Source organism: Brevundimonas nasdae (genome assembly GCF_019395145.1).
GTDB classification, from domain to species: Bacteria; Pseudomonadota; Alphaproteobacteria; order Caulobacterales; family Caulobacteraceae; genus Brevundimonas; species Brevundimonas nasdae.
In genome coordinates this window covers 3,261,726-3,282,324 of record NZ_CP080034.1, presented here as the reverse complement: position 1 = coordinate 3,282,324, position 20,599 = coordinate 3,261,726, and the positions used below count along the sequence as shown (strand labels likewise).

General features: G+C 65.9%; 19 protein-coding genes and 2 pseudogenes. 13 read left to right on the top strand and 8 right to left on the bottom strand.

Annotated elements, in window-relative coordinates:
- Positions 1–54: 54 nt before the first annotated feature.
- Positions 55–954 (top strand): hydrogen peroxide-inducible genes activator, encoded by a 900-nt coding sequence (locus KWG56_RS16000; protein WP_219352892.1) that lies wholly within the window; start codon positions 55–57, stop codon positions 952–954.
- 165 nt (positions 955–1,119) lie between these two features.
- Entirely contained in the window at positions 1,120–3,714 is a 2,595-nt protein-coding gene (gene acnB / locus KWG56_RS15995) for a bifunctional aconitate hydratase 2/2-methylisocitrate dehydratase (RefSeq protein ID WP_219352891.1), read from the top strand.
- A gap of 89 nt (positions 3,715–3,803) precedes the next feature.
- Here acnB and KWG56_RS15990 read toward each other — a convergent pair whose 3' ends face one another.
- Entirely contained in the window at positions 3,804–4,592 is a 789-nt protein-coding gene (locus tag KWG56_RS15990; RefSeq protein ID WP_219352890.1) for an SDR family NAD(P)-dependent oxidoreductase, read from the bottom strand.
- 103 nt (positions 4,593–4,695) lie between these two features.
- Here KWG56_RS15990 and KWG56_RS15985 point away from each other — a divergent pair, with 103 nt between their 5' ends.
- Positions 4,696–5,256, top strand: a complete 561-nt coding sequence (locus tag KWG56_RS15985) for a TetR/AcrR family transcriptional regulator (protein WP_219352889.1) — start codon at positions 4,696–4,698, stop codon at positions 5,254–5,256.
- On the opposite strand, the gene KWG56_RS15980 is transcribed toward KWG56_RS15985, so the two are convergent.
- Together KWG56_RS15980 and acnA are read right to left on the bottom strand one after the other, a co-directional pair.
- Positions 5,247–6,227 carry a S41 family peptidase gene (locus KWG56_RS15980; protein ID WP_244999754.1) on the bottom strand — a complete coding sequence of 327 codons (981 nt, stop codon included), beginning with the start codon at positions 6,225–6,227 and terminating at the stop codon, positions 5,247–5,249. The two genes, KWG56_RS15985 and KWG56_RS15980, sit on opposite strands and share 10 nt — an antisense overlap.
- Before the next feature lie 266 nt (positions 6,228–6,493).
- A complete protein-coding gene (acnA, locus tag KWG56_RS15975) occupies positions 6,494–9,220 on the bottom strand; it encodes an aconitate hydratase AcnA (RefSeq protein WP_219352887.1) in 2,727 nt (908 codons plus the stop codon).
- 226 nt (positions 9,221–9,446) lie between these two features.
- Between acnA and ccmA the strand changes: the two genes are divergently transcribed.
- The 6 genes from ccmA (at position 9,447) to KWG56_RS15945 (ending at position 12,655) form a co-directional block, all read left to right on the top strand.
- Positions 9,447–10,070: a heme ABC exporter ATP-binding protein CcmA gene (gene ccmA / locus KWG56_RS15970; protein ID WP_219352886.1), complete on the top strand. Its 624-nt coding sequence runs from the start codon at positions 9,447–9,449 to the stop codon at positions 10,068–10,070.
- Complete coding sequence (ccmB, locus tag KWG56_RS15965; protein WP_219352885.1) at positions 10,067–10,777, top strand: heme exporter protein CcmB; 711 nt, start codon at positions 10,067–10,069, stop codon at positions 10,775–10,777. Before ccmA ends, ccmB begins: the two co-directional genes overlap by 4 nt.
- Positions 10,778–10,839: 62 nt before the next feature.
- Positions 10,840–11,559, top strand: coding sequence for a heme ABC transporter permease CcmC (ccmC, locus tag KWG56_RS15960; protein WP_219352884.1), 720 nt, complete (start codon positions 10,840–10,842; stop codon positions 11,557–11,559).
- A gap of 14 nt (positions 11,560–11,573) precedes the next feature.
- On the top strand, positions 11,574–11,771 hold the full coding sequence (ccmD, locus tag KWG56_RS15955) for a heme exporter protein CcmD (RefSeq protein WP_219352883.1): 198 nt from the start codon (positions 11,574–11,576) through the stop codon (positions 11,769–11,771).
- Positions 11,768–12,331, top strand: a complete 564-nt coding sequence (locus KWG56_RS15950; RefSeq protein WP_219352882.1) for a DsbE family thiol:disulfide interchange protein — start codon at positions 11,768–11,770, stop codon at positions 12,329–12,331. The genes ccmD and KWG56_RS15950 overlap by 4 nt, the downstream gene beginning before the upstream one ends.
- A gap of 54 nt (positions 12,332–12,385) precedes the next feature.
- Positions 12,386–12,655 carry a hypothetical protein gene (locus KWG56_RS15945; protein ID WP_219352881.1) on the top strand — a complete coding sequence of 90 codons (270 nt, stop codon included), beginning with the start codon at positions 12,386–12,388 and terminating at the stop codon, positions 12,653–12,655.
- Here the strand turns inward: KWG56_RS15945 and KWG56_RS15940 are convergent, their stop codons facing one another.
- Positions 12,656–13,414 carry a M48 family metallopeptidase gene (locus KWG56_RS15940; protein WP_219352880.1) on the bottom strand — a complete coding sequence of 253 codons (759 nt, stop codon included), beginning with the start codon at positions 13,412–13,414 and terminating at the stop codon, positions 12,656–12,658.
- 372 nt (positions 13,415–13,786) lie between these two features.
- Here KWG56_RS15940 and KWG56_RS15935 point away from each other — a divergent pair, with 372 nt between their 5' ends.
- Complete coding sequence (locus tag KWG56_RS15935; protein ID WP_219352879.1) at positions 13,787–15,076, top strand: tyrosine-type recombinase/integrase; 1,290 nt, start codon at positions 13,787–13,789, stop codon at positions 15,074–15,076.
- A gap of 166 nt (positions 15,077–15,242) precedes the next feature.
- On the opposite strand, the gene KWG56_RS15930 is transcribed toward KWG56_RS15935, so the two are convergent.
- Complete coding sequence (locus KWG56_RS15930; RefSeq protein ID WP_219352878.1) at positions 15,243–16,112, bottom strand: restriction endonuclease; 870 nt, start codon at positions 16,110–16,112, stop codon at positions 15,243–15,245.
- A gap of 218 nt (positions 16,113–16,330) precedes the next feature.
- Here KWG56_RS15930 and KWG56_RS15925 point away from each other — a divergent pair, with 218 nt between their 5' ends.
- A complete protein-coding gene (locus KWG56_RS15925; RefSeq protein WP_219352877.1) occupies positions 16,331–17,860 on the top strand; it encodes a Fic family protein in 1,530 nt (509 codons plus the stop codon).
- Here the strand turns inward: KWG56_RS15925 and KWG56_RS15920 are convergent.
- Entirely contained in the window at positions 17,857–18,078 is a 222-nt protein-coding gene (locus tag KWG56_RS15920; RefSeq protein ID WP_219352876.1) for a hypothetical protein, read from the bottom strand. The two genes, KWG56_RS15925 and KWG56_RS15920, sit on opposite strands and share 4 nt — an antisense overlap.
- Positions 18,079–18,226: 148 nt before the next feature.
- Here KWG56_RS15920 and istA (KWG56_RS15915) point away from each other — a divergent pair.
- Positions 18,227–19,279, top strand: a pseudogene (gene istA, locus KWG56_RS15915) (IS21 family transposase); the annotation flags it as partial.
- Here the strand turns inward: istA (KWG56_RS15915) and istA (KWG56_RS15910) are convergent.
- Positions 19,254–19,658, bottom strand: a pseudogene (gene istA / locus KWG56_RS15910) (IS21 family transposase); the annotation flags it as partial. The pseudogenes istA (KWG56_RS15915) and istA (KWG56_RS15910) overlap by 26 nt on opposite strands.
- 113 nt (positions 19,659–19,771) lie before the next feature.
- Complete coding sequence (locus KWG56_RS15905; protein WP_219352875.1) at positions 19,772–20,344, bottom strand: hypothetical protein; 573 nt, start codon at positions 20,342–20,344, stop codon at positions 19,772–19,774.
- Between KWG56_RS15905 and KWG56_RS15900 the strand changes: the two genes are divergently transcribed.
- Positions 20,343–20,597, top strand: a complete 255-nt coding sequence (locus KWG56_RS15900) for a DUF7662 domain-containing protein (protein ID WP_201099700.1) — start codon at positions 20,343–20,345, stop codon at positions 20,595–20,597. The genes KWG56_RS15905 and KWG56_RS15900 overlap by 2 nt on opposite strands.
- Positions 20,598–20,599 lie beyond the last annotated feature (2 nt).

Here is a 20,599-nt window from a genome sequence, read left to right as displayed (position 1 = left end):
TAAGGCCAATCGATTATCTTTGCCATCTTCATAGATTTCACCTATCTATCATCCATGCTCCCCACCCTGCGACAGCTCCAGTATCTCAAGCTTCTGGCCGAGCACGGCAGCTTCTCGCGCGCCGCCGAGGCCGCCCATGTCAGCCAGCCCGCCCTCAGCGCCGGGGTGCAGGAGCTTGAGCGGATTCTGGGCGCCCCCGTGGTCGAACGCACGCGCGGCGCCGTCCTGCTGACCGCCGTGGGCGCAGAGGCCGTTCGCCGCGCCGAAGACGTCCTGGCCCGCACCGAAGATCTGGTCGAGGCCGCCAAGAACGCGGGCCGCCCCCTGTCGGGACGCTTCCGGCTGGGCGTCATCCCGACCGTGGCTCCCTTCCTGCTGCCGCGCAAACTGCCGTCGGTGAAGGCCGCCTATCCGAACCTGAAGCTGTTCATCCGCGAGGATCTGACGCCGCGCCTGACCGCCGCGCTCAAGGCCGGACAGATCGACGCCGCCGTCATCGCCCTGCCCTATGATGCGCCGGGCATCGAACACGCGCGCATCGGCGACGACGAGATCATGGCCGCCGCTCCGCACGACCACCCGCTGGCCGCGCCCGGGCCGATCCGCCCCGGCTCGCTGCGCGCCGAAGACCTGATCCTGCTGGAAGACGGCCACTGCCTGCGCGACCACGCCCTGGCGGCGCTGGATATCGAGGCCCCGCGCGGCGACGACGTCTTCGCCGCCACCAGCCTGCATACGCTGGTGCAGATGGTCGGCTCGGGCCTGGGCGTCTCCTTCCTGCCCCGGATGGCGGTTCAGGCGGGCCTGGCCGACAATCCGTCCGTCGCCATCCGGGCCTTCGAGAACCAGGCCGACGGCGCCCCGCCCCACCGCGAAATCGTCGTCGCCTGGCGCGCAGGCTCCAGCCGCGCCGCCGAAGCCCGCCTGCTGGCCGAGGCTCTCAAGCTGGACTAAGGCCCGACTGAGGCCCCTGGGCCACGGTCTCCGCCTACGACAGAGGTCGAAGCCGCATCGGCCCCGCTTCTATTGCGACCCCATTCCTTATGTGGGAAAGGCCCCGCGCGGTTTGGCGGGCCTGCGGGCGCGCCTGATCGCGGACCGGATCAAGGAAGGCCGCACATGCTGGAATCATATCGCACTCACGTCGCCGAACGCGCGGCCCTCGGCATTCCGCCGCTTCCGCTCTCGGCGCAGCAGACCGCCGATCTGATCGAACTGATCAAGGCCCCGCCCGCCGGAGAATCCGAGCAGGAGCTGCTGGACCTGCTGGCCCATCGCGTGCCGCCCGGCGTGGACGACGCGGCCAAGGTCAAGGCCTCCTTCCTGTCCGCCGTGGCGCATGGCGACTTCGCCGTGCCGTCGCTGTCGCGTGAGCGCGCCACCGAACTGCTGGGCACCATGGTCGGCGGCTATAACGTCAAGCCTCTGATCGACCTGTTGAACGACGACGCCGTCGGTCAGACCGCCGCCGAGGGCCTGAAGAAGACCCTTTTGATGTTCGACTTCTTCCACGACGTCGCCGAACTGGCCAAGAGCGGCAAGCAGCCCGGCGCCGCCAACGCCCAGTCCGTGCTGGAATCCTGGGCTGAGGCCGAGTGGTTCACTTCGCGCGACAAGGTCGCCGACAAGATCACTGTCACCGTCTTCAAGGTGACGGGCGAAACCAACACCGACGACCTGTCGCCCGCGCCCGACGCCTGGTCGCGCCCCGACATTCCGCTGCACTATCTGGCCATGCTGAAAAACGCCCGCCCCGGCATCACGCCCGAGCAGGACGGCGTGCGCGGGCCGATGCAGTTCATCGAAGACCTGAAGGCCAAGGGCCATCTGGTCGCCTATGTCGGCGACGTGGTCGGCACCGGCTCGTCGCGCAAATCGGCGACCAACAGCGTGATCTGGGCCACCGGCCAGGACATCCCCTATGTCCCGAACAAGCGTTTCGGCGGCGTGACCCTGGGCGGCAAGATCGCCCCGATCTTCTTCAACACCCAGGAAGATAGCGGCGCCCTGCCGATCGAGGTGGACGTCACCCAGCTGAACATGGGCGATGTGATCGACATTTATCCCTATGAGGGCAAGATCGAGCGCGACGGCGCCGTGGTCGAGACCTTCGCCCTGAAGAACCAGGTCCTGCTGGACGAGGTCCAGGCCGGGGGCCGCATCAACCTGATCATCGGCCGGTCGCTGACGGCGCGTGCGCGTGAGACGCTTGGCCTGCCCGCCTCGACCGTGTTCCGCCTGCCGGTCGAGCCTGAGGACACCGGCAAGGGCTACACCCTGGCCCAGAAGATGGTCGGCCGCGCCTGCGGCCTGCCGGAAGGCAAGGGCATCCGCCCCGGCACCTATTGCGAGCCGCGCATGACCACCGTGGGGTCGCAGGACACTACCGGCCCGATGACGCGCGACGAGCTGAAGGACCTGGCCTGCCTGGGCTTCTCGGCCGACATGGTGATGCAGTCCTTCTGCCACACCGCCGCCTATCCCAAGCCGGTCGACGTCAAGACGCACCGCGAACTGCCCGAGTTCATCTCCAACCGCGGCGGCGTGGCCCTGCGTCCGGGCGACGGCGTGATCCACTCGTGGCTGAACCGCCTGCTGCTGCCCGACACCGTCGGCACGGGCGGCGACAGCCACACCCGCTTCCCCATCGGCATCTCCTTCCCCGCCGGTTCGGGTCTGGTGGCGTTTGGCGCGGCCACCGGCGTCATGCCGCTGGACATGCCGGAATCCATCCTGGTCCGCTTCAAGGGCGAGCTTCAGCCGGGCATCACCCTGCGTGATCTGGTCCACGCCATCCCCTATTACGCCATCCAGCAGGGCCTGCTGACGGTGGCCAAGGCGGGCAAGATCAACGCCTTCTCGGGCCGCGTGCTTGAGATCGAGGGTCTGCCGGACCTGAAGGTGGAGCAGGCGTTCGAACTGACCGACGCCTCGGCCGAGCGTTCGGCGGCGGGTTGCACCGTCAAGCTGAACAAGGAGCCGATCATCGAGTACATGACCTCCAACATCGTGCTGATGAAGAACATGATCGCCGATGGCTACGCCGACGCCCGCACGCTTCAGCGCCGCATCGACGCCATGGAGGCCTGGCTGGCCGCCCCGACCCTGCTGGAGGCCGACGCCGACGCCGAATACGCCCATGTCATCGAGATCGACCTGGCGGACGTGACCGAGCCGGTCCTGTGCGCCCCGAACGACCCCGACGACGCGCGCCTGCTGTCGTCGGTGCAGGAGACCCCGATCGACGAGGTCTTCATCGGTTCGTGCATGACCAACATCGGCCACTTCCGCGCGGCCTCGCTGCTGCTGAAGGGCAAGAAGGACATCCCGACCCGTCTGTGGGTCGCCCCGCCGACCAAGATGGACGCCGCCGAACTGACCAAGGAGGGCCACTATTCGACCCTGGGCGGCGCAGGCGCGCGCATGGAGATGCCGGGCTGTTCGCTGTGCATGGGCAACCAGGCCCAGGTGAAGGAAGGCGCCACCGTCGTCTCGACCTCGACCCGCAACTTCCCCAACCGTCTGGGCAAGGGTTCGAACGTCTATTTGGCCTCGGCCGAACTGGCGGCGGTCGCCTCCAAGCTGGGCCGCATCCCGACCGTGGCGGAATACATGGCCGAGATGGGCGTCATCGACGGCGCCCGCGACGAGGTCTACCGCTACATGAACTTCGACCAGATCCCGGAATATGCGGATCGCTTCGCTGCTGAATAGGCGGAACGACAGTCTGAAATGACGAAGGGCCGACGGAGCGATCCGTCGGCCCTTTCTTCTGGAAGGAAACGGCGGGACACGCCGCGACTTCAGGCCTCGCTGCGGTAGCGGTCGGCCAGTTGGTTGACGCCGAAGCTGGGCAGCATGGCCTGACGCGCGGTCTGCAGCCTGTCCCACAGCCCCGCGTCGTCCAGCGGCGGTATGGTGACCAGTTCGCGCCGGTCAAAGCCGATCAGGGCCGCATCGACCAGATCATCCACCTCCATCAGCGACGGGATCTTGCTCAGGTCCGAGCCGGAGCGATCCCAGATTTCGGTGCGCGTGGCCGCCGGCAGCACCGCCTGGACATAGACGCCCTTGGGACCAAGCTCGTTGGCCAGACCCTGCGACAGATACAGGACGAAGGCCTTGGTCGCCCCATAGACCGACAGACCCAGTTCCGGCGCCAGTCCGACGACAGAGCCGATATTGATGATCGCTCCCTGCCCCGCCTTGATGAAGCGCGGCGCAACCGCGCTGGCGAGGGCCGCGACAGCCGAGGCGTTCAGGCTGACCAGCCTCATGATGTCGCCTGCCTCCTGTCGGGTGAAGCCGCCGCTCAGGCTGGCGCCCGCATTATTGACCAGAACCCCGATCCGCTCGTCGTCCCGCAGACGCGCCACGACCGCCTCCACATCCTCGACCCGGGTCAGGTCGGCGACCAGCACCTCGATCTTCACCCCCGTCTCCGCCCGCAGCCGTTCAGCCAGGGTCTCCATCCGCGTCTTGTCGCGGGCGACCAGAACCAGATCATGCCCGCGCCGCGCGAACCGGTCGGCATAGGTCGCCCCGATGCCGCTGGAGGCGCCGGTGATGAGAACGGAAGGAAGGGTGGACATGTCGTCGGCTCCTGTCGCCAGTTTAATCATGACAGTCATCATGATTGTTGCCAAATATGACGCCCATCATGTATCCGTCAATGCCTGAACAGGAGACGAGGCCATGAAGGTCAGCCGCGACCAGATGCAGGCGAACCGCCAACGCATCCTCGATGCAGCCGGGGAAAGGTTCCGCGAAAAGGGGTTCGAGGCCGTCAGCGTCTCCGAGGTGATGAAGGCGGCCGGTCTGACGCACGGCGGCTTCTACGGCCATTTCTCGTCCAAGGACGACCTGATCGCTGAAACCCTGTCACATCTGGCGGACCAAAGCCTGCAGAGGCGCCCGGCCAGTCTGGACGCCTATGTGGACGATTATCTGTCCCCCCGGCATCGCGACAATCCCGGGCACGGCTGCGCCACAGCAGCATTGGCGTCCGACGCCCGGCGCCAGTCCGGCGAGGGCCGGACCGTCATGTCCGACGCCGTGGCCTCCCAGATCGCACGCTTCACCGACGCCCTGTCCACGCACGACAGCGCCGAAGACGCCCGCCGCGAAGCCATCGGCACATGGTCCGCCATGGTCGGTGCCCTCATCCTGGCCCGGTCCGTGGAGGACGAGGCCCTGTCCGATGAAATCCTGACCTCAACCAAAGACTGGATCCGACAAGGGCGCAGTCAGGGCTGATCCCCCGACGATGCATCCAGCGAGGCCAGTCCCTCCTCAGCGATCTCGCGGCGGACGCCTTGTGCGTCCTTAAGGACGGCCTCCAGCGCCAGACGATGGGCGCGGGTCAAAGCCTGTTCGCTCGGAACCTCGACATCAGGGCTTACGCCGACGCCTTCCCAGTTCGCGCCGGTCAGGGTGTTGGCGACCTGCTCCATCGGAATGAAGGCGGCGAAACCCTTGGCCAGGGGTCGAAAACCACCCGGCGTGGCGGCGCCATAGGTCGTCTGTCCGATCAGGGTCGCCCGGCGCAGGGCCTGCAGGTCATAGGCGAACTCTTCAGCGCCGGAGCCGGTTCGCTTGTCGATCAGCACAAAGACCGGCCTGTCCGCGAAGTTCGGCGTCCTGGGTTCGGCGTAATAGGTTCGACTGGCCGTGGCGTCGTGCGGGTTCTGGGTTCTGACGGTAGGGGTGCGCTCGCTCACCAGATGGCCAATTGCATTCGCCACCCCGGCCGGATCGCCTCCAGGCGCGCCCCGGACATCGATAATCAGCGCGCTGACATCAGACAGCATGTTCAATCCTGCGGCCAGTTTCTCGGCGCTGGGCGGGCTGTCCAGGAACATTCGAACACGTAGATAGCCCACATTGCCGGCCAGCCAGCGGACCTCGGGAATCTCGCCGCCGCGAAGACGCACCTCTTCCTGAAAGGCCGCCACGTCTTCCGTTGTCGGCGGCGCCTCGCTGAAGCCTGCCGTCACTTCAGGCCCCACATAGCGGACGCGGAAGTGGCGATCATCGACGACCGGCGCGATCTGGGTGTCGATCAGGGCCAACAATCCGGCGGCGGTGCGCGCCTCGCGAAAGGCGCCACGCCGCTCCATGGCCTCTATCGTCCGTGCTGCCGCGATGCCCCGATCGTGAAAGGCGAACCGCTCTCGCAGCACCTGCGCCAGCGACAGAACCACCGCGCGATTATCGGCGGCGCTCATCGTCACGGCGGATGGATCCGCATTCGACACCGGCTGTGCAGCAGAAACGTCAGGAATGAACGCAAGGGCGATCGCGGCCGCGCAGGCAACGGAAATTGTTCGGATCATGAGGCTCTCTCTGCGGTCTTCACGCATCAAGGAGGCTTCCGGCAGGGCGAACGGATGCACGTCAGCGGAAAGTTTCCACAAATCACGGTCCCATCACCCACGAAAAAGGCCGGTGGATTGCTCCACCGGCCTTTGCCGTATTCGACTGAAGCCGCGCCTTACTCGGCGGCGATGGGGGCTTCGGCTTCGGGGCCGCCTGCGAGGTTGCGCAGGACGTAGGGCATGACGCCGCCCGCGCGCAGATAGTCCAGCTCGGTCTGGTTATCGATGCGGCAGCGGACCGGGAAACGGGCCATCTTGCCGTCCGACGGGCGGAACAGCTCGACCCACAGGTCCTGGCGCGGCTTCAGCTTGCCGATGTTGGCGTCGGTCAGGCCGCGGATCGTGACGATCTCTTCACCGGTCAGGCCCAGCTTCAGCCAGCCGTCCTGTTTGAACTGCAGCGGCACCACGCCCATGCCCACCAGGTTCGAACGGTGGATGCGCTCGAAGCTTTCGGCGATGACGGCGCGAACGCCCAGCAGGTTCGTGCCCTTGGCCGCCCAGTCGCGCGACGAGCCGGTGCCGTATTCCTTGCCGGCGAAGACGACCAGAGGACGGCCTTCCGACTGGTAGCGCATGGCCGCGTCGTAGATCGACATGGTGTCGCCCGACGGGAAGTGCTTGGTCACGCCGCCTTCGATTTCCGGCGTGATGCGGTTCTTGATGCGGATGTTGGCGAAGGTGCCGCGCATCATGACTTCGTGGTTGCCGCGGCGGGCGCCGTAGCTGTTGAACTCGGCCGCCTCGACGCCGTGGTTGGTCAGATAGACGCCGGCGGGCGAGGTCTTCTTGATCGAACCGGCCGGGCTGATGTGGTCGGTGGTGATGCTGTCACCGAAGATGGCCAGGACGCGCGCCTCCACGATGTCCTGAACCGGGGTCAGCTCCATCGACAGGCCTTCGAAATAGGGCGGGTTGGCGACATAGGTCGACTTGTCGTCCCACTCATAGGTCTGGCCGCCGGTGACCTTGATCGCCTGCCAGTGCTTGTCGCCCTTGAAGACGTCCTTGTAGCGTTTGGCGAACATGGCCGGGGTGACCGACTTCTTCTGGATGTCGGCGATCTCCTGGCTGGTCGGCCAGATGTCCTTCAGGAAGACATCCTTGCCCTTCTTGTCCTGGCCGATCGGGTCCTTGGTGATGTCGATGCGCATCGAACCGGCGATGGCGTAGGCCACGACCAGCGGCGGCGAGGCCAGATAGTTGGCCTGGACGTCCGGGTTCACCCGGCCTTCGAAGTTGCGGTTGCCCGACAGGACGCTGGTCGCGACCAGGGCGTTGTCGTTGATCGCCTTCGAAATCGCCGGGTCCAGCGGGCCCGAGTTGCCGATGCAGGTGGTGCAGCCATAGCCGACCAGGTTGAAGCCCAGGGCGTCCAGGTCCTTCTGCAGACCGGCGTCGTTCAGATAGTCGGTGACGACCTGCGATCCGGGGGCCAGCGAGGTCTTGACCCAGGGCTTGGCCTTCAGGCCCAGGGCATGGGCCTTGCGCGCCACCAGACCGGCGGCGATCAGGACCGACGGGTTGGAGGTGTTGGTGCAGGAGGTGATGGCCGCGATGACCACGTCGCCGTCGCCGACGGTGAACTTCTGGCCCTCGACATCGGCGCGCGGGGCGTCGGACGGACGGTTGAAGACTTCGGTCAGGGCGGTTTCGAACGACGGGGCGGCGGTGGTCAGCTCAACGCGGTCCTGCGGACGCTTGGGACCGGCCAGCGACGGCACGACGGTCGAGATGTCCAGTTCCAGGACATCAGTGAAGACCGGGTCTTCCGAGGTTTCGTCGATCCACAGGCCCTGGGCCTTGGCATAGGCTTCGACCAGGGCGACGCGCGCCTTGTCGCGGCCCGTGGCGGTCAGATAGCCGATGGTGGCGGCGGACACGGGGAAGAAGCCGCAGGTGGCGCCGTATTCCGGGGCCATGTTGGCGATGGTCGCCTGATCTTCGATCGTCATGTTCGGCAGGGCGTCGCCGAAGAACTCGACGAACTTGCCGACCACGCCCTTCTTGCGCAGCATCTGGGTGACGGTCAGGACCAGATCGGTCGCGGTCGCGCCTTCCGGCAGACGGCCGGTCAGCTTGAAGCCGATGACTTCCGGGATCAGCATCGGGATCGGCTGGCCCAGCATGGCGGCCTCGGCCTCGATGCCGCCCACGCCCCAACCCAGAACGGCCAGGCCGTTGATCATGGTGGTGTGGCTGTCGGTGCCCACGACGGTGTCGGGATAGGCGACGGTCTTCTTGCCTTCGTCGATGGTCCAGACGGTCTGGGCCAGGTTCTCCAGGTTCACCTGGTGGCAGATGCCGGTGCCGGGGGGAACGACGCGGAAGTTGTTGAAGGCCGACGAACCCCAGCGCAGGAAGTTGTAACGCTCGATGTTGCGCTCATATTCGCGCTCGACGTTCTGGCCGAACGACTTGGCGGTGCCGAAATTGTCGACCATGACCGAGTGGTCGATGACCAGATCGACGGGGACCAGCGGGTTGATCTTGGCCGCGTCGGCGCCCAGGGCGGACATGGCGTCGCGCATGGCGGCCAGGTCGACCACGGCGGGAACGCCGGTGAAGTCCTGCATCAGCACGCGGGCCGGGCGGAAGGCGATCTCGTGCTCGACGGCGCCCTTGTTCTCGATCCAGGCGGCGACGGCCTTCAGGTCGGCTTCGGTGACGGAGACGCCATCTTCGTTGCGCAGCAGGTTCTCGAGAAGCACCTTCATCGAGCGCGGCAGACGGGAAATCCCGGCAAGCCCTGCTTCCTCAGCGGCGGGAAGGCTGTAATAGGCGTATTTCTTACGCCCGACGGCAAGGTCCTGGCGGGTCTTGAGGCTGTCGATTGACGGCATGGAGCATTCCTCTGGTCAGCGCCGCCCGACAATCCGGTTGCGCCTTCGCGCGACAGACGCAGCGGCTCACAGGACCCCTGCGCGCGCGGCGAAAGCCTGCTGCGGCAACCGCGCATATAGTCCTGCGTGATCCCACCGTCCATGAGTCCACACCCCTGACGTGGACATTGAGAAGGGTTCGCAACATTATCGCCCAGATCGGCATCGCCCAGATCGGCCCGCCCGCATGATCCACACCCTGACCCTGACCGACCTGACCGTCACGCGCGGCGAGCGCAGGCTGTTCAATGGCCTGAACCTGGAACTGAAGGCAGGCCAGGCCCTGGCGCTGACAGGGGCGAACGGAGCGGGCAAGACCAGTCTGTTGCGCGCCATCGCCGGTCTGCTGCGGCCCGACGCCGGGACCATCGCGTTCCGCGACGGCGACGGCAATCTGCTGGACGAGCGCACGGCGCGCGGGCGCGAGGTCCATTTCCTGGGCCATCAGGACGCGCTGAAGACGGGACGGACGACGCGGGAAGAACTGGGCTTCCAGTGCGACTGGCTGGGCCACACCCAGCACGGTTTTGACCACGCCGCCGAGGCGTTCGGCCTGCAGCCCCTGCTGGGCTTGGAGGTGCGCCGCCTGTCCGCAGGTCAGCGCCGTCGTCTGGCCATGGGTCGGCTGATCGGGTCGCCACGCGCCCTGTGGCTTCTGGACGAACCGATGGCGCCGCTGGATGTGCGCTGGCGCGAGGCCTTCGCCGACCAGATGCGCCGCCATCTGGACGCTGACGGTCTGATCGTCGCCGCCGTGCATGATCCGCTGCCCATTCCCGTCCGTACGCTTGATCTGGGAGGTCTGGGATGAGCCGCCCCCCCGTTCAGCGCGAACCCCGTCCGCCCGGCTTGCGCGGCGCCACCCGCGTGCTGCTGGAGCGTGAGCTTGATCTGGCCTGGAGCGGCGGCGGCGGGCCCTTGCTGGCCTGCGGCTTCTTCGTCTGTCTGACGGCGGTGCTGCCCCTGGCGGTCGGCGGGGATTTTCGCACGCTGGGCCCTGTCGCCGGCGGCGTCGCCTGGCTGGCCCTGGCCCTGGCGTCGCTGCTGTCGCTGGAGCGGCTGTTCGAACGCGACCTGGAGGACGGGGCTCTGGACCTGCTGGCGCTGGGGCATCTGCCGATGGAGGCCGTGGTCATGATCAAGGCCCTAGCCCAGTGGATCGCCGTCGGCGTTCCGCTGGCCCTGACCGCCCCCATCGCCGCCATGGCCCTGGGCCTGCCGCCTGCACTGGCCCCCCTGGCGGCCCTGTCGGCCCTGATCGGGGGCGCGGGATTCGCCCTGACCGGGACGCTGGGGGCGGCCTTGGCGTTAGGCGCACGACGCGGCGGCCTGCTGATCGCGGTCGTCGTCCTGCCCCTGTTCATTCCGCCCGTCGTCTTCGGCGCAGGCGCCCTGGAACGGGCGTCCAGCGGCCAGTCGCCTGTCCCCGCGCTGGCCTTCCTGGGCGCCTATGTCCTGTTCGCCGCCGTCATCACCGCCTTCGCCAGCGCCGCTGCCGTCAGGAACGCCCAGGGATGACGCCAGAGATGATGAAGGACCGCCGCTTGCCCCTCGCCGCGACGCCGCGTAAGCGCTGACCGATGTTCGGCCTGTCAAACCCGCAGCGCTTCATGGCCTTCACCGGGCCGCTGACCCCCATTCTATGGGGGCTGGCCGTCGTGTTGCTGGCGGTCGGAAGCTGGCTCAGCTTCACCGTGCCCGCCGATTATCAGCAGGGCGAGACGGTGCGGATCATGTTCGTCCATGTGCCCGCCGCCGTCTGGGGGCTGGGCGCCTATGGGGCGCTGGGCGTGTCCAGCTTCTTTGCTTTGGTCTTTCGTCATGCGCTGGCCGACGCCGCCGCCCGCGCCGCCGCTCTGCCGGGCGCGGCCTTCACCGCCCTGGCCCTGTTCACCGGTTCGCTGTGGGGCAAGCCGATGTGGGGCACCTGGTGGGTCTGGGACGCCCGGCTGACCAGCGTGCTGGTGCTGTTCCTGTTCTACCTCGGCTATATGGCGCTGAGGGCCTCGATCGACGACGAGCAGAAGGGGGCGCGCGCCGCCGCCGTTCTGGGTCTGGTCGGCCTGATCAATCTGCCGATCGTCAAATTCTCGGTCGACTGGTGGAACACCCTGCACCAGCCCGCCAGTTTCCTGACGCCTGGATCATCGGGACTGGACCCGGTCTATCTGCCGCCCTTTCTGACCATGTTGGCGGCCTATGGCGTGCTGTTCCTGGCGCTGTGGCTGACCGCGATCCGCACCGAGGTCCGGCGTCGCCGCGTCGTCACCCTGCGCGCCCGACAGGCGCTGGAAGCTTAAGGATGGAGGCCTGAATGCTGGACCTCGACATGGGCCGTTACGCGCTGTTCGTCTGGCCCGCCTGGGGCGCCAGCGCCCTGGTCCTGATCGCTCTGGCCGCCCGCGCCCTCATCGCCTCGCGCCGGTGGAAGCGCGAACTCCAGCGCCTGACAGACGCCGATGAGACGCCGCGTTCTCATGCAGCGCAACGCGTGGCAGGACAGGGACAATGAACCGCTGGCTGGCCCTGATCCCCCTGGCCGTGCTCGCGGCTCTCGCCATACTGTTCGTCGGCTGGTCGCTGAACCGCGATCCGGCCTACAAACCCGACGCCATGGTCGGCCAGCAGATCCCCGAGACGGTCCTGCCCATGCTGACGGGCGACCAGCCCGGCCCAGGCAATCTGGACCTCAAGACCGCAGGCGTGGGCAAACCCATGCTGGTCAATGTCTTCGCCTCCTGGTGCGCGCCGTGCCGGGTGGAGCACCCCAAGCTGCTGGAACTGAAGGCGCGCGGCGTCAATGTGGTCGGCATCGCCTACAAGGACGAACCGGTGGCCACCCGCGCCTTCCTGGCTGAGATGGGCGATCCGTTCGCGCTGGTTCTGGTGGACCATGAGGGACGCGCCGGGCTGGACCTGGGGATTTCAGGCGTGCCCGAGACCTTCGCCGTCGACGCCATGGGCCGGATCACCGCCAAACACTCCGGCCCGCTGTTGAACGACGCGGATATCGACCGCCTGGTCGCCTCGATGCAGGCCCCGCCGCGCCAACCGCCCAGCGCAAAACACTGACAGCTTCACCGGCGCATTAACCATTTCTCGACGGTATGCGTTAACCATGTCCGCATGAGCGCGATTCGCCCCGGAATGTCTTTGACGCCGACCCAGCAGGGGTTGGACCTGCCCAGCGCACGCAGCGCCCAGGCGGCCTTCTTCCGGGCGGCGATGAATCAGGCGCAGGCTGCGGCTGCTCCGTCGGCGCCCCTGCCTTCCGCCGCCGTCATGTCCACGATCCGCACGGTCAGCCCGACCCGCCCGGCCGAGGCGCCGCCCAGCGCCCAGCGTGAGGAGCCCCGGATCATGCGCCCCGGGACCTATCTCGACATCCGGGTCTGATCAGCTCCAGCCGCGGCTGGCGATATACTGCTCCAGCGCCGTGATCCGGGTCGCATCCGACGGGTGGGTCGAGGCGAACTGCGGCGTCGCCGTCTGGCGCTGCGCCGCCATCAGCCGCCACAGGGCCACCGACTGGCTGGGCCGCCACCCGGCCGCCTGGACATAGTCCACGCCCAGCCGGTCCGCCTCCAGCTCGTCCCGGCGCGAATAGGGCAGCAGGACCCCGTACTGGGCCGCCAGACCGCCATAGGCGCCCACCGCCTGCCCATAGTCGCCCGCGATCCTCTGACCCAGCTGCAGGCCGATGGAGGTCACGGCCTGGGACGAGGAACGCTCCGCCGCATGATTGGCGACGACGTGCGCGATCTCGTGGCCGATGACGGCGGCCAGCTGGTCGTCGTTCTGCACCAGCGACAACAGGCCCGTGGTCACGCCGATCTGGCCGGACGGCAGGACGAAGGCGTTGGGGCTGGTGTTGGTGAAGACCGCATAGTCCCAGGTCCGATTGTCGAGACGGGCCGCCTGCACCAGCTTGCTCCCCACCCGGCGGATGCGGTCGACCTGGGCGCCCGTCGTGGTCACGTTCTGGGTGCGGACAGCCTCGGCCCAGGCGGCGTTCGACTGCTGGATCATCGAGGCGTTGTCGACGATCAGGAACTGGCTGCGGCCCAGGGCCTCGTTATAGGCGCAGGCGCCCAGCGCGATGCCAGAGACGGCGAGTGCGGCCAACGCGACCAGTTTGCGGCGGTGACGGATCATGGACGGCCTCATCGAATGGTGCGGCCCAGCCAAGCAAATCCTGTCCGACAGGTCGAGAGGGCGAAAGGCCGCCCGCACCCGAAATCCAGATGCGAAACAGACCTGAAACGACAAACGGCCCGTCATTGCTGACGGGCCGTTTCGTGTTCTCGACTTGGAGCGGGCGAAGAGATTCGAACTCTCGACCCCAACCTTGGCAATGTTGAGGATCAGCATTTCCGGGCTTTTCAGGACGTTCCGAAAATCAGCTTTGTACGTTGTTTTGCATAGAGTTTCTTGTTTATCCGGTTGCGGAGCGTTTCGGCCGTTTTCACTTGAGTTGGTAGCGGAGTGGTAGCGGTGGCTCGGAAATGAGCGTATATTTCTATCGCCATGACGAAGCAAAAACTCACCAAGCGCGTGGTTGAGAGCGTGCCCGTTCCAGAGACCGGCGAGGGTCGGATCTGGGACAGCGAGATCGCAGGCTTCTGCCTCCGAATCTATCCTGGGACGGAAACCCGACAGGGCCATGCCGCCAAGTCTGTCCGAAGGATGTTCGCCATCAAGTATCGGGTCCGCGGGATCCAGCGCTGGCTGACGCTCGGCGAGCATGGGGATGGGCCGGACAAGCTCACGGCGGATCGGGCTCGCAAGGAGGCGGCGGCGGTGGTGGTCGATGCGCGGCGCGGCATCGATCCCGGCGAAGCCCGCAGGCGCATCGAGGGTCTCACCGTCAAAGGCCTGGTCGAGCTGTATCTGGACAAGGGACCGGACGACAAACCGACCAAACGGGATTCGTCATGGGCCATGGACCGGACGAACCTCGAGCGCCATGTCGTGCCCCTGCTTGGCAAGATGGCGCTTGATACGGTCACCCGCGACCACATCACCGGGATGATCCGATCGATCACGGCCGGGAAGACCGCCAAGGATGTGAAGACCAAACTTCGTGGTCGATCCATCGTTAAGGGCGGAGCAGGCATCGCTGACCGCACCTATTCCACCCTGCGGGCGACCTTCAACTGGGCGATCGACAAGGGCCATTTCGCCGGCCCTAACCCGTGCGCCAAGGTCGAACGAAAGCTCCGACCGGCGGTCGAACGCTTCCTGTCAGAGGCCCAGGCCCAGGACCTGATCGCCGCTCTCGACGCCCTGGAGGCGGATGCGACGATCTCCGAACGGCAGGGCGCGGTCTATCGGCTTCTGCTTCTGACGGGCGCGCGGCGCAACGAAATCGCAGGCCTGCGCTGGACGGAGGTCGATTTCGACCGGCGCCGGCTCGTGCTGCCGCCGAGCCGCACCAAGGCCGGCGGTCGCACTGGGGATCGTCGGATCTCGCTCAACGACATGGCCTTCGGAATCCTGCAGCGCCTCTACAAGACCCGCGGTCGAAGCCAGTTCGTCTTCCCGGCCACCAAGGGCGACAACGGATACGCGACCTCCGAGTCCAAGATCTGGCGCGATAAGGTGCTCCCCAAAGCCAAGCTGGAAGGCGTCCGCATCCACGACCTGCGCCACAGTTTCGCAAGCTTCGCCCTGGCCGACGGCGCCAGTCTCCCGATGATCGGCAAGGCGCTGGGACACGCCAACAGTCGCGCCACTGAACGGTATGCCCATCTAAGCGATGATCCGGTTCGGGCCCTTGCGGAGCGGATTGGTGAGCGATTCAGTCCCAAAATCTGAAGTCGGGGGCGACCACCTAACTGCGGTATCGGTCCGACAGTGTAGCTGAGCCAGTTTGATCGAGGGTGCTTTTTGGACACCCAGGGTGTTCCAACACGCCAAACACCAAACCAACTCGTCCTTGGCAGTTATCATGCGGGCTGAGGCAGATCGCCGACCTACACGCTCAGCTTGGGAACAGGTCTCGAACCGGGACATAACCTTGACCCGTTTCGGACGCCCGGCGGCTCTTGGCGTTGATCACGTCCTTGAGCGAAAGCTTCCTGTCGAGAAGGTCATGAATGTCCAGGCCGTCCATCAAGACGACTCGCCTGGTCTGGAAACGCTGAAGCGCCTCGACGGAAAACCCGCCGTAGCTGATGAAAAGGCCCCGCGTCCATATGGGCCGGTCCTCCAACCGGCCCTGAAAGCCTTGCAGGGTGATCAGGTCGACGGGGTGGTTCTGCCATTTGGCTTCGAGCAGCACGGTGGCGTCACCAAGTTGAAAGCTACCGTCGATCTGTTCACCGATGATCTTGAACGCCTTGCGCGCATCGAGCCGCCAGGCGTCGAACATGCCTTTCAGGAATTTTTCGAAAGCGAAGCCACGGGGATGGGGGGCCAGAGTCATTATCTCGCGGAGGCTCGTCATCAGTGCGGCATGATCAACGGCATCCTCTGCCTCCGATGCCGGGTGTGTCGGCACTGGGGACAGGGTCAACGGCTTACCGCCAAGCCGCACGATCAAGGCCGACAGGTCCGTCCCAAAATCGATCAACGGATCAGCCTCACCGCTGATCCGCAACGTCATCTGCCGATAGCCCCACAGCGACACCAGTATCTTCCGTATGCCTGCCGGCTGCGCCTTTTCCAGGAAGGCTCTCAGGCGCTTGCCCTTCGATGTCCCATAGATCGCATAGGCGTCGTCGTAGATGTCGATCCCGACTTCCGAGCGGAAGAACGCGGCGTATGTGGCGTTGGTGAAGTCGAGTACGTGCCCGCCGGACTCGAACAGTTCGAGCGCCATCTTCATCTCGAGGCCTGTCAGAATCGTCATGCGAAGTACCTGGGATGAGACGGCAGGTTGAGTTGGTTTTTGTAATTCATGCAAAGACCGCCGTACGAGAGTCATATCCGATTGGCGCAAAATACTAAATAACGCACAGCACGAAAAACTATGGTACGAACGGCACGATAAACTATCATAGGTACGTCACGATAAACTCGCTCACGTACTGGGCGGGACGAGATCCAAGCGGCTGAAAAGAGTCCTGTATGACGCCGAACGAAAAGCTGGCTGCGGCCCTAGAAACCCTGAGAACGCTCCAGGAGCGCGGTCAGGTCGCCATACCGTCCGCCGACCTGACGCGATCGACACGGGAGGTACTGCTCAAGAACCGGTTTCTGCAACCCGTCATCAAGGGCTGGTACGTCGCGAGCCACCCCGGCGAACGTCCGGGCGACACCACGAGCTGGTACGCCGCCTTCTGGGGTTTCTACCGGGACTATCTTGAGGGCCGCTTCGGTTCGGACTGGATCCTCAGCCCGGAGCAGTCCCTCAGGCTCCAGGCCGGCGATACCGTGGCTCCCGCCCAACTCCTGGTGCGATCGCCTGCTGCGAACAATCAACCCACAGCCTTCCTGCACGGGACGTCCCTGTTCGAGACCAGGGCCGCTCTCCCCGACGCCGCCGACATGCTCGAATGGCAAGGTCTCCGGCTCTACCGACCCGCGGCCGCCCTGATCCTCGCTCAAGCCGTCTTCTTCGAGCAGAACCCTCTTGAAGCACGCACCGTTCTTTCCACTCTGGGCGACGCCTCCGAACTTCTGGCCCGACTTCTGGCGGGAGGCCACAGCGTCGTCGCCGGCCGCCTCGCCGGGGCCTTTCGCAACATCGGTCGAGATCGTGAGGCGCAGGACATTCTGGAGACGATGCGAACCGCCGGCTATGAGGTCCGCGAGACGGATCCTTTCCGGGAGCGCGCCCGCATCCCCTATCAACGGGACCGATCGCCCTATGTGCATCGTATCCGCACGATGTGGGCGCAGATGCGCGAAGCCGTCATCGGACGGTTCCCGCAACCGGCCTCGCGGGTCAATGACGTCGACGCCTATCTCGCCGAGGTCGACGGACTCTATGTGACGGACGCCTATCACTCGCTTTCGATCGAGGGCTACACCGTCAGCCCGGAACTTATCGAACGGGTACGCTCGGGTCAGTGGACGCCCCAGGCCGATCCGGACGACCGCCGGATGGAGGATGCCCTGGCGGCCCGAGGGTATTGGCAAGCGTTCCAAGCGGTCCGCGAAAGCGTGCGCGAGGTCATTGGCGGCGCCAACCCCGGGGCTGTCGCGGACAGGGACCATCAACGCTGGTACCGGGAAATGTTCGCCCCGAAGATCGTCGCGGGATTATTGCGGCCCGAGAATCTGGCCGGTTATCGAAACGGACCCGTCTATCTCAAGGGCTCTCGACACGTCCCCCTGAACGCGGACGCGGTGCGTGACGCCATGCCGGCATTCTTCACCCTGTTGACGGATGAGCCGGACCCGGCGGTGCGCATCGTCCTGGGCCATTTCATCTATGTCTACATCCACCCGTATTTCGACGGTAATGGCCGGACCGGTCGCTTCCTGATGAACGTGATGATGGCGGCTGGGGGCTACCCCTGGACAGTCATTCCCAAACAATCGAGGGCTGACTACATGGCCGCTCTGGAAGCCGCGAGCACCTTTGGCGACATCGGCCCGTTCACGGACTTCCTGGCCGCTCACCTGGGCCACGCGGCGATTACCGCCGCCTAGTCCCGACGACGAGCCGGAGAGGAGCGCGTCAGGGCGGACTGATCGCCCTGCATGACCATTTCCCGATCTGGAGCCGGCCCGGCTCGCCGCCCGGCGCGCAGGATGGAAGGCTTGGCGCCCGGATCGACGACGGCGGACAGTCGCAGGTCGTCGATGGCCATATAGGCACCGGGATTGAAGGTACCGAAGGTGAGTTCTTCCGCCGCCAGGGTGTTCATCAATCCGGCGATGAAGAAAGCGAACTCTCGGATGTGGATCGGCGTGGAAAAGGGACCCCGTTAGCGGTGTGATCGGCGTCGAATAAGGACCCCTCATTCCTGAGGTCTAACGGTGGCGGCTTGGCGGATGTCAGGCGGCGAGTTCGGGATGTTGGTGTTGGAGACGGTGTTGAGGATCCGGCGCGAGTTTGCGTCCGGCAAGGCGATCAAAGCGATCGCGCGTGACCTTCGATTGTCGCGCAAGGTGGTTCGCAAGGCGATCCGGGAGCCGGATGCGGAGTTCGCCTATCGGCGGGCGGTGCAGCCGTTGCCAAGGCTGGGGCCGTTCCAGGCCAGGCTCGATGAACTGCTGGAAGAGGACGAGGCGCGGCCGCGGCGCGAGAAGCTGCGGATGACGCGGGTCCATGACCTACTGGTGCGCGAGGGGTTCGACGGGTCGTATGACGCGGTCCGGCGCTACGCGGCGGGGTGGCGGCTGAAGCGACGCCGGGGCGTGGCGGATGCACCGTCGTTCATCCCGCTGATGTTCAGGCCGGGCGAAGCCTACCAGTTCGACTGGAGCCACGAGGACGTGGAGATCGCGGGCAAGCCGATGCGGGTGAAGGTGGCGCACATGCGACTGTGCGCGTCACGCGCGATCTATGTTCGGGCCTACCCGCGCGAGACCCAGGAGATGCTGTTCGACGCGCATGCGCGGGCGTTCGCCTTCTTCGGCGGGGTGCCGACGCGCGGGATCTACGACAACATGAAGACGGCGGTGACGACTGTGTTCACGGGCAAGGACCGGCTGTTCAACCGGCGCTTCCTGGTCATGGCGAGCCACTACATGGTGGAGCCGACGGCCTGCTCCCCGGCGGCGGGCTGGGAGAAGGGCCAGGTCGAACACCAGGTCCAGACGGCCCGGGGACGGTTCTTCCAGCCGCGCCTGCGCTTCACCAGCCTGGAGGAGCTGAACGGCTGGCTGGAGGCGGAGTGCCGGCGCTGGGGCGAGCTGCGTCAGCACCCCGAGCAGAAAGAGCTGACGGTTGCTCAGGCCCTGGCCGCCGAGCGCCCGGCGCTGCAGCCCATGCTGGGCCCGTTCGACGGCTTCCACGAGAGCGAGCACGCGGTGACCGGGACCTGCCTGATCAGCTTCGACCGCAACCGCTACTCGGTGATGGCTAGAGCGGGACGCCGTGCTGACGCAGCTCGCCCCAGCGCCGGCACTCCGCCTCCAGCCAGCCGTTCAGCTCCTCCAGGCTGGTGAAGCGCAGGCGCGGCTGGAAGAACCGTCCCCGGGCCGTCTGGACCTGGTGTTCGACCTGGCCCTTCTCCCAGCCCGCCGCCGGGGAGCAGGCCGTCGGCTCCACCATGTAGTGGCTCGCCATGACCAGGAAGCGCCGGTTGAACACCCGGTCCTTGCCCGTGAACACCGTCGTCACCGCCGTCTTCATGTTGTCGTAGATCCCGCGCGTCGGCACGCCGCCGAAGAAGGCGAACGCCCGCGCATGCGCGTCGAACAGCATCTCCTGGGTCTCGCGCGGATAGGCCCGAACATAGATCGCCCGCGAGGCGCACAGCCGCATGTGCGCCACCTTCAGGGGATGATGACCGGCCGGCTCTCTTCCGGCCGCGAAATGGCGCTTTCGCAGAACGTGCTCAGAAGCTCAAACTTGTCCATGTCGGTCTCACGAGGCGCGGAAGGGCGACGCCGTCATCGTTTTCGGAGGCTCGGCGCCGGAAGGTCGTTAAGCTCGCAAATCAGCGCCCGACAACGGTCGAATATGATTGCGGCGAGGTTGGGCGGATAGACGTGCTCGCTTCCGTGAGCGATCTCGTTGCGAATGTGGACCAGCAACACATGATCGTCGCCCCACTGACTTTTCTGCGGGGCCGATAGAATGTTCCGTTCAACCGCATATCCAAGACGCCTCGCAAGACCGGGCATCTTCTTCGCGTCAGCGCCCAGGCGGATCTTGAGAGCGAACTCGAGACTGGCCAGGGCCTGGCCGGCGGCGACCACCATCAGTTCGTAGTCAAGCCAGCCGTAGATCAGCGCATTCAGGGCGCGCGCGTAGATCCTGACCACGACGTCAGGCGCACCGGCAGGCAGCTCCAGATCGGCGACCATGTCGTAGTGGTCGCGGAAGCTCAATGGGCGCAGGCCGTCGACCGGGTCGTCCGTCATCACGATCCGGTATCGCGCGTCGGGCTCCAGCGCCTCCGCATAGGTTTTCATCGCGTCTGTCCCTTGGCAATAGCGGCGCTGTCCGGCTTTGTAGGTCATGGGCAAGTACGATCCGCTTCGGGACTATCTCCGCAAACAGAAGGCCGATGATCTCGAACTCTCTTTCGTCGAGATGGAGCGCAAGATCGGCTATATGCTGCCCAAGAGCGCGAGCTTGCCGCAGTGGTGGGCCAGCCCGAGCGAACCGGCCACGGCCCCTGTTCAGCACAAGGCCTGGACGGATGCCGGTTTCGACGCCGTCCTGATCGCCGGCGCCGACCGCGTGCGTTTCAGGCGAGCGGGATCGACCTGACC

Coding starts and splice junctions, on each gene's coding strand:
- KWG56_RS16000 (WP_219352892.1), top strand. CDS start 55: ATGCTCCCCACCCTGCGACAGCTCCAGTATCTCAAGCTTCTGGCCGAG.
- KWG56_RS15900 (WP_201099700.1), top strand. CDS start 20,343: ATGGGCAAGTACGATCCGCTTCGGGACTATCTCCGCAAACAGAAGGCC.
- KWG56_RS15925 (WP_219352877.1), top strand. CDS start 16,331: ATGACGCCGAACGAAAAGCTGGCTGCGGCCCTAGAAACCCTGAGAACG.
- KWG56_RS15940 (WP_219352880.1), bottom strand. CDS start 13,414: ATGATCCGTCACCGCCGCAAACTGGTCGCGTTGGCCGCACTCGCCGTC.
- acnA (WP_219352887.1), bottom strand. CDS start 9,220: ATGCCGTCAATCGACAGCCTCAAGACCCGCCAGGACCTTGCCGTCGGG.
- ccmC (WP_219352884.1), top strand. CDS start 10,840: ATGTTCGGCCTGTCAAACCCGCAGCGCTTCATGGCCTTCACCGGGCCG.
- KWG56_RS15980 (WP_244999754.1), bottom strand. CDS start 6,227: ATGAGCGCCGCCGATAATCGCGCGGTGGTTCTGTCGCTGGCGCAGGTG.
- KWG56_RS15930 (WP_219352878.1), bottom strand. CDS start 16,112: ATGACGATTCTGACAGGCCTCGAGATGAAGATGGCGCTCGAACTGTTC.
- KWG56_RS15905 (WP_219352875.1), bottom strand. CDS start 20,344: ATGACCTACAAAGCCGGACAGCGCCGCTATTGCCAAGGGACAGACGCG.
- ccmB (WP_219352885.1), top strand. CDS start 10,067: ATGAGCCGCCCCCCCGTTCAGCGCGAACCCCGTCCGCCCGGCTTGCGC.
- ccmA (WP_219352886.1), top strand. CDS start 9,447: ATGATCCACACCCTGACCCTGACCGACCTGACCGTCACGCGCGGCGAG.
- ccmD (WP_219352883.1), top strand. CDS start 11,574: ATGCTGGACCTCGACATGGGCCGTTACGCGCTGTTCGTCTGGCCCGCC.
- KWG56_RS15985 (WP_219352889.1), top strand. CDS start 4,696: ATGAAGGTCAGCCGCGACCAGATGCAGGCGAACCGCCAACGCATCCTC.
- KWG56_RS15950 (WP_219352882.1), top strand. CDS start 11,768: ATGAACCGCTGGCTGGCCCTGATCCCCCTGGCCGTGCTCGCGGCTCTC.
- KWG56_RS15920 (WP_219352876.1), bottom strand. CDS start 18,078: ATGAACACCCTGGCGGCGGAAGAACTCACCTTCGGTACCTTCAATCCC.
- KWG56_RS15945 (WP_219352881.1), top strand. CDS start 12,386: ATGAGCGCGATTCGCCCCGGAATGTCTTTGACGCCGACCCAGCAGGGG.
- acnB (WP_219352891.1), top strand. CDS start 1,120: ATGCTGGAATCATATCGCACTCACGTCGCCGAACGCGCGGCCCTCGGC.
- KWG56_RS15935 (WP_219352879.1), top strand. CDS start 13,787: ATGACGAAGCAAAAACTCACCAAGCGCGTGGTTGAGAGCGTGCCCGTT.
- KWG56_RS15990 (WP_219352890.1), bottom strand. CDS start 4,592: ATGTCCACCCTTCCTTCCGTTCTCATCACCGGCGCCTCCAGCGGCATC.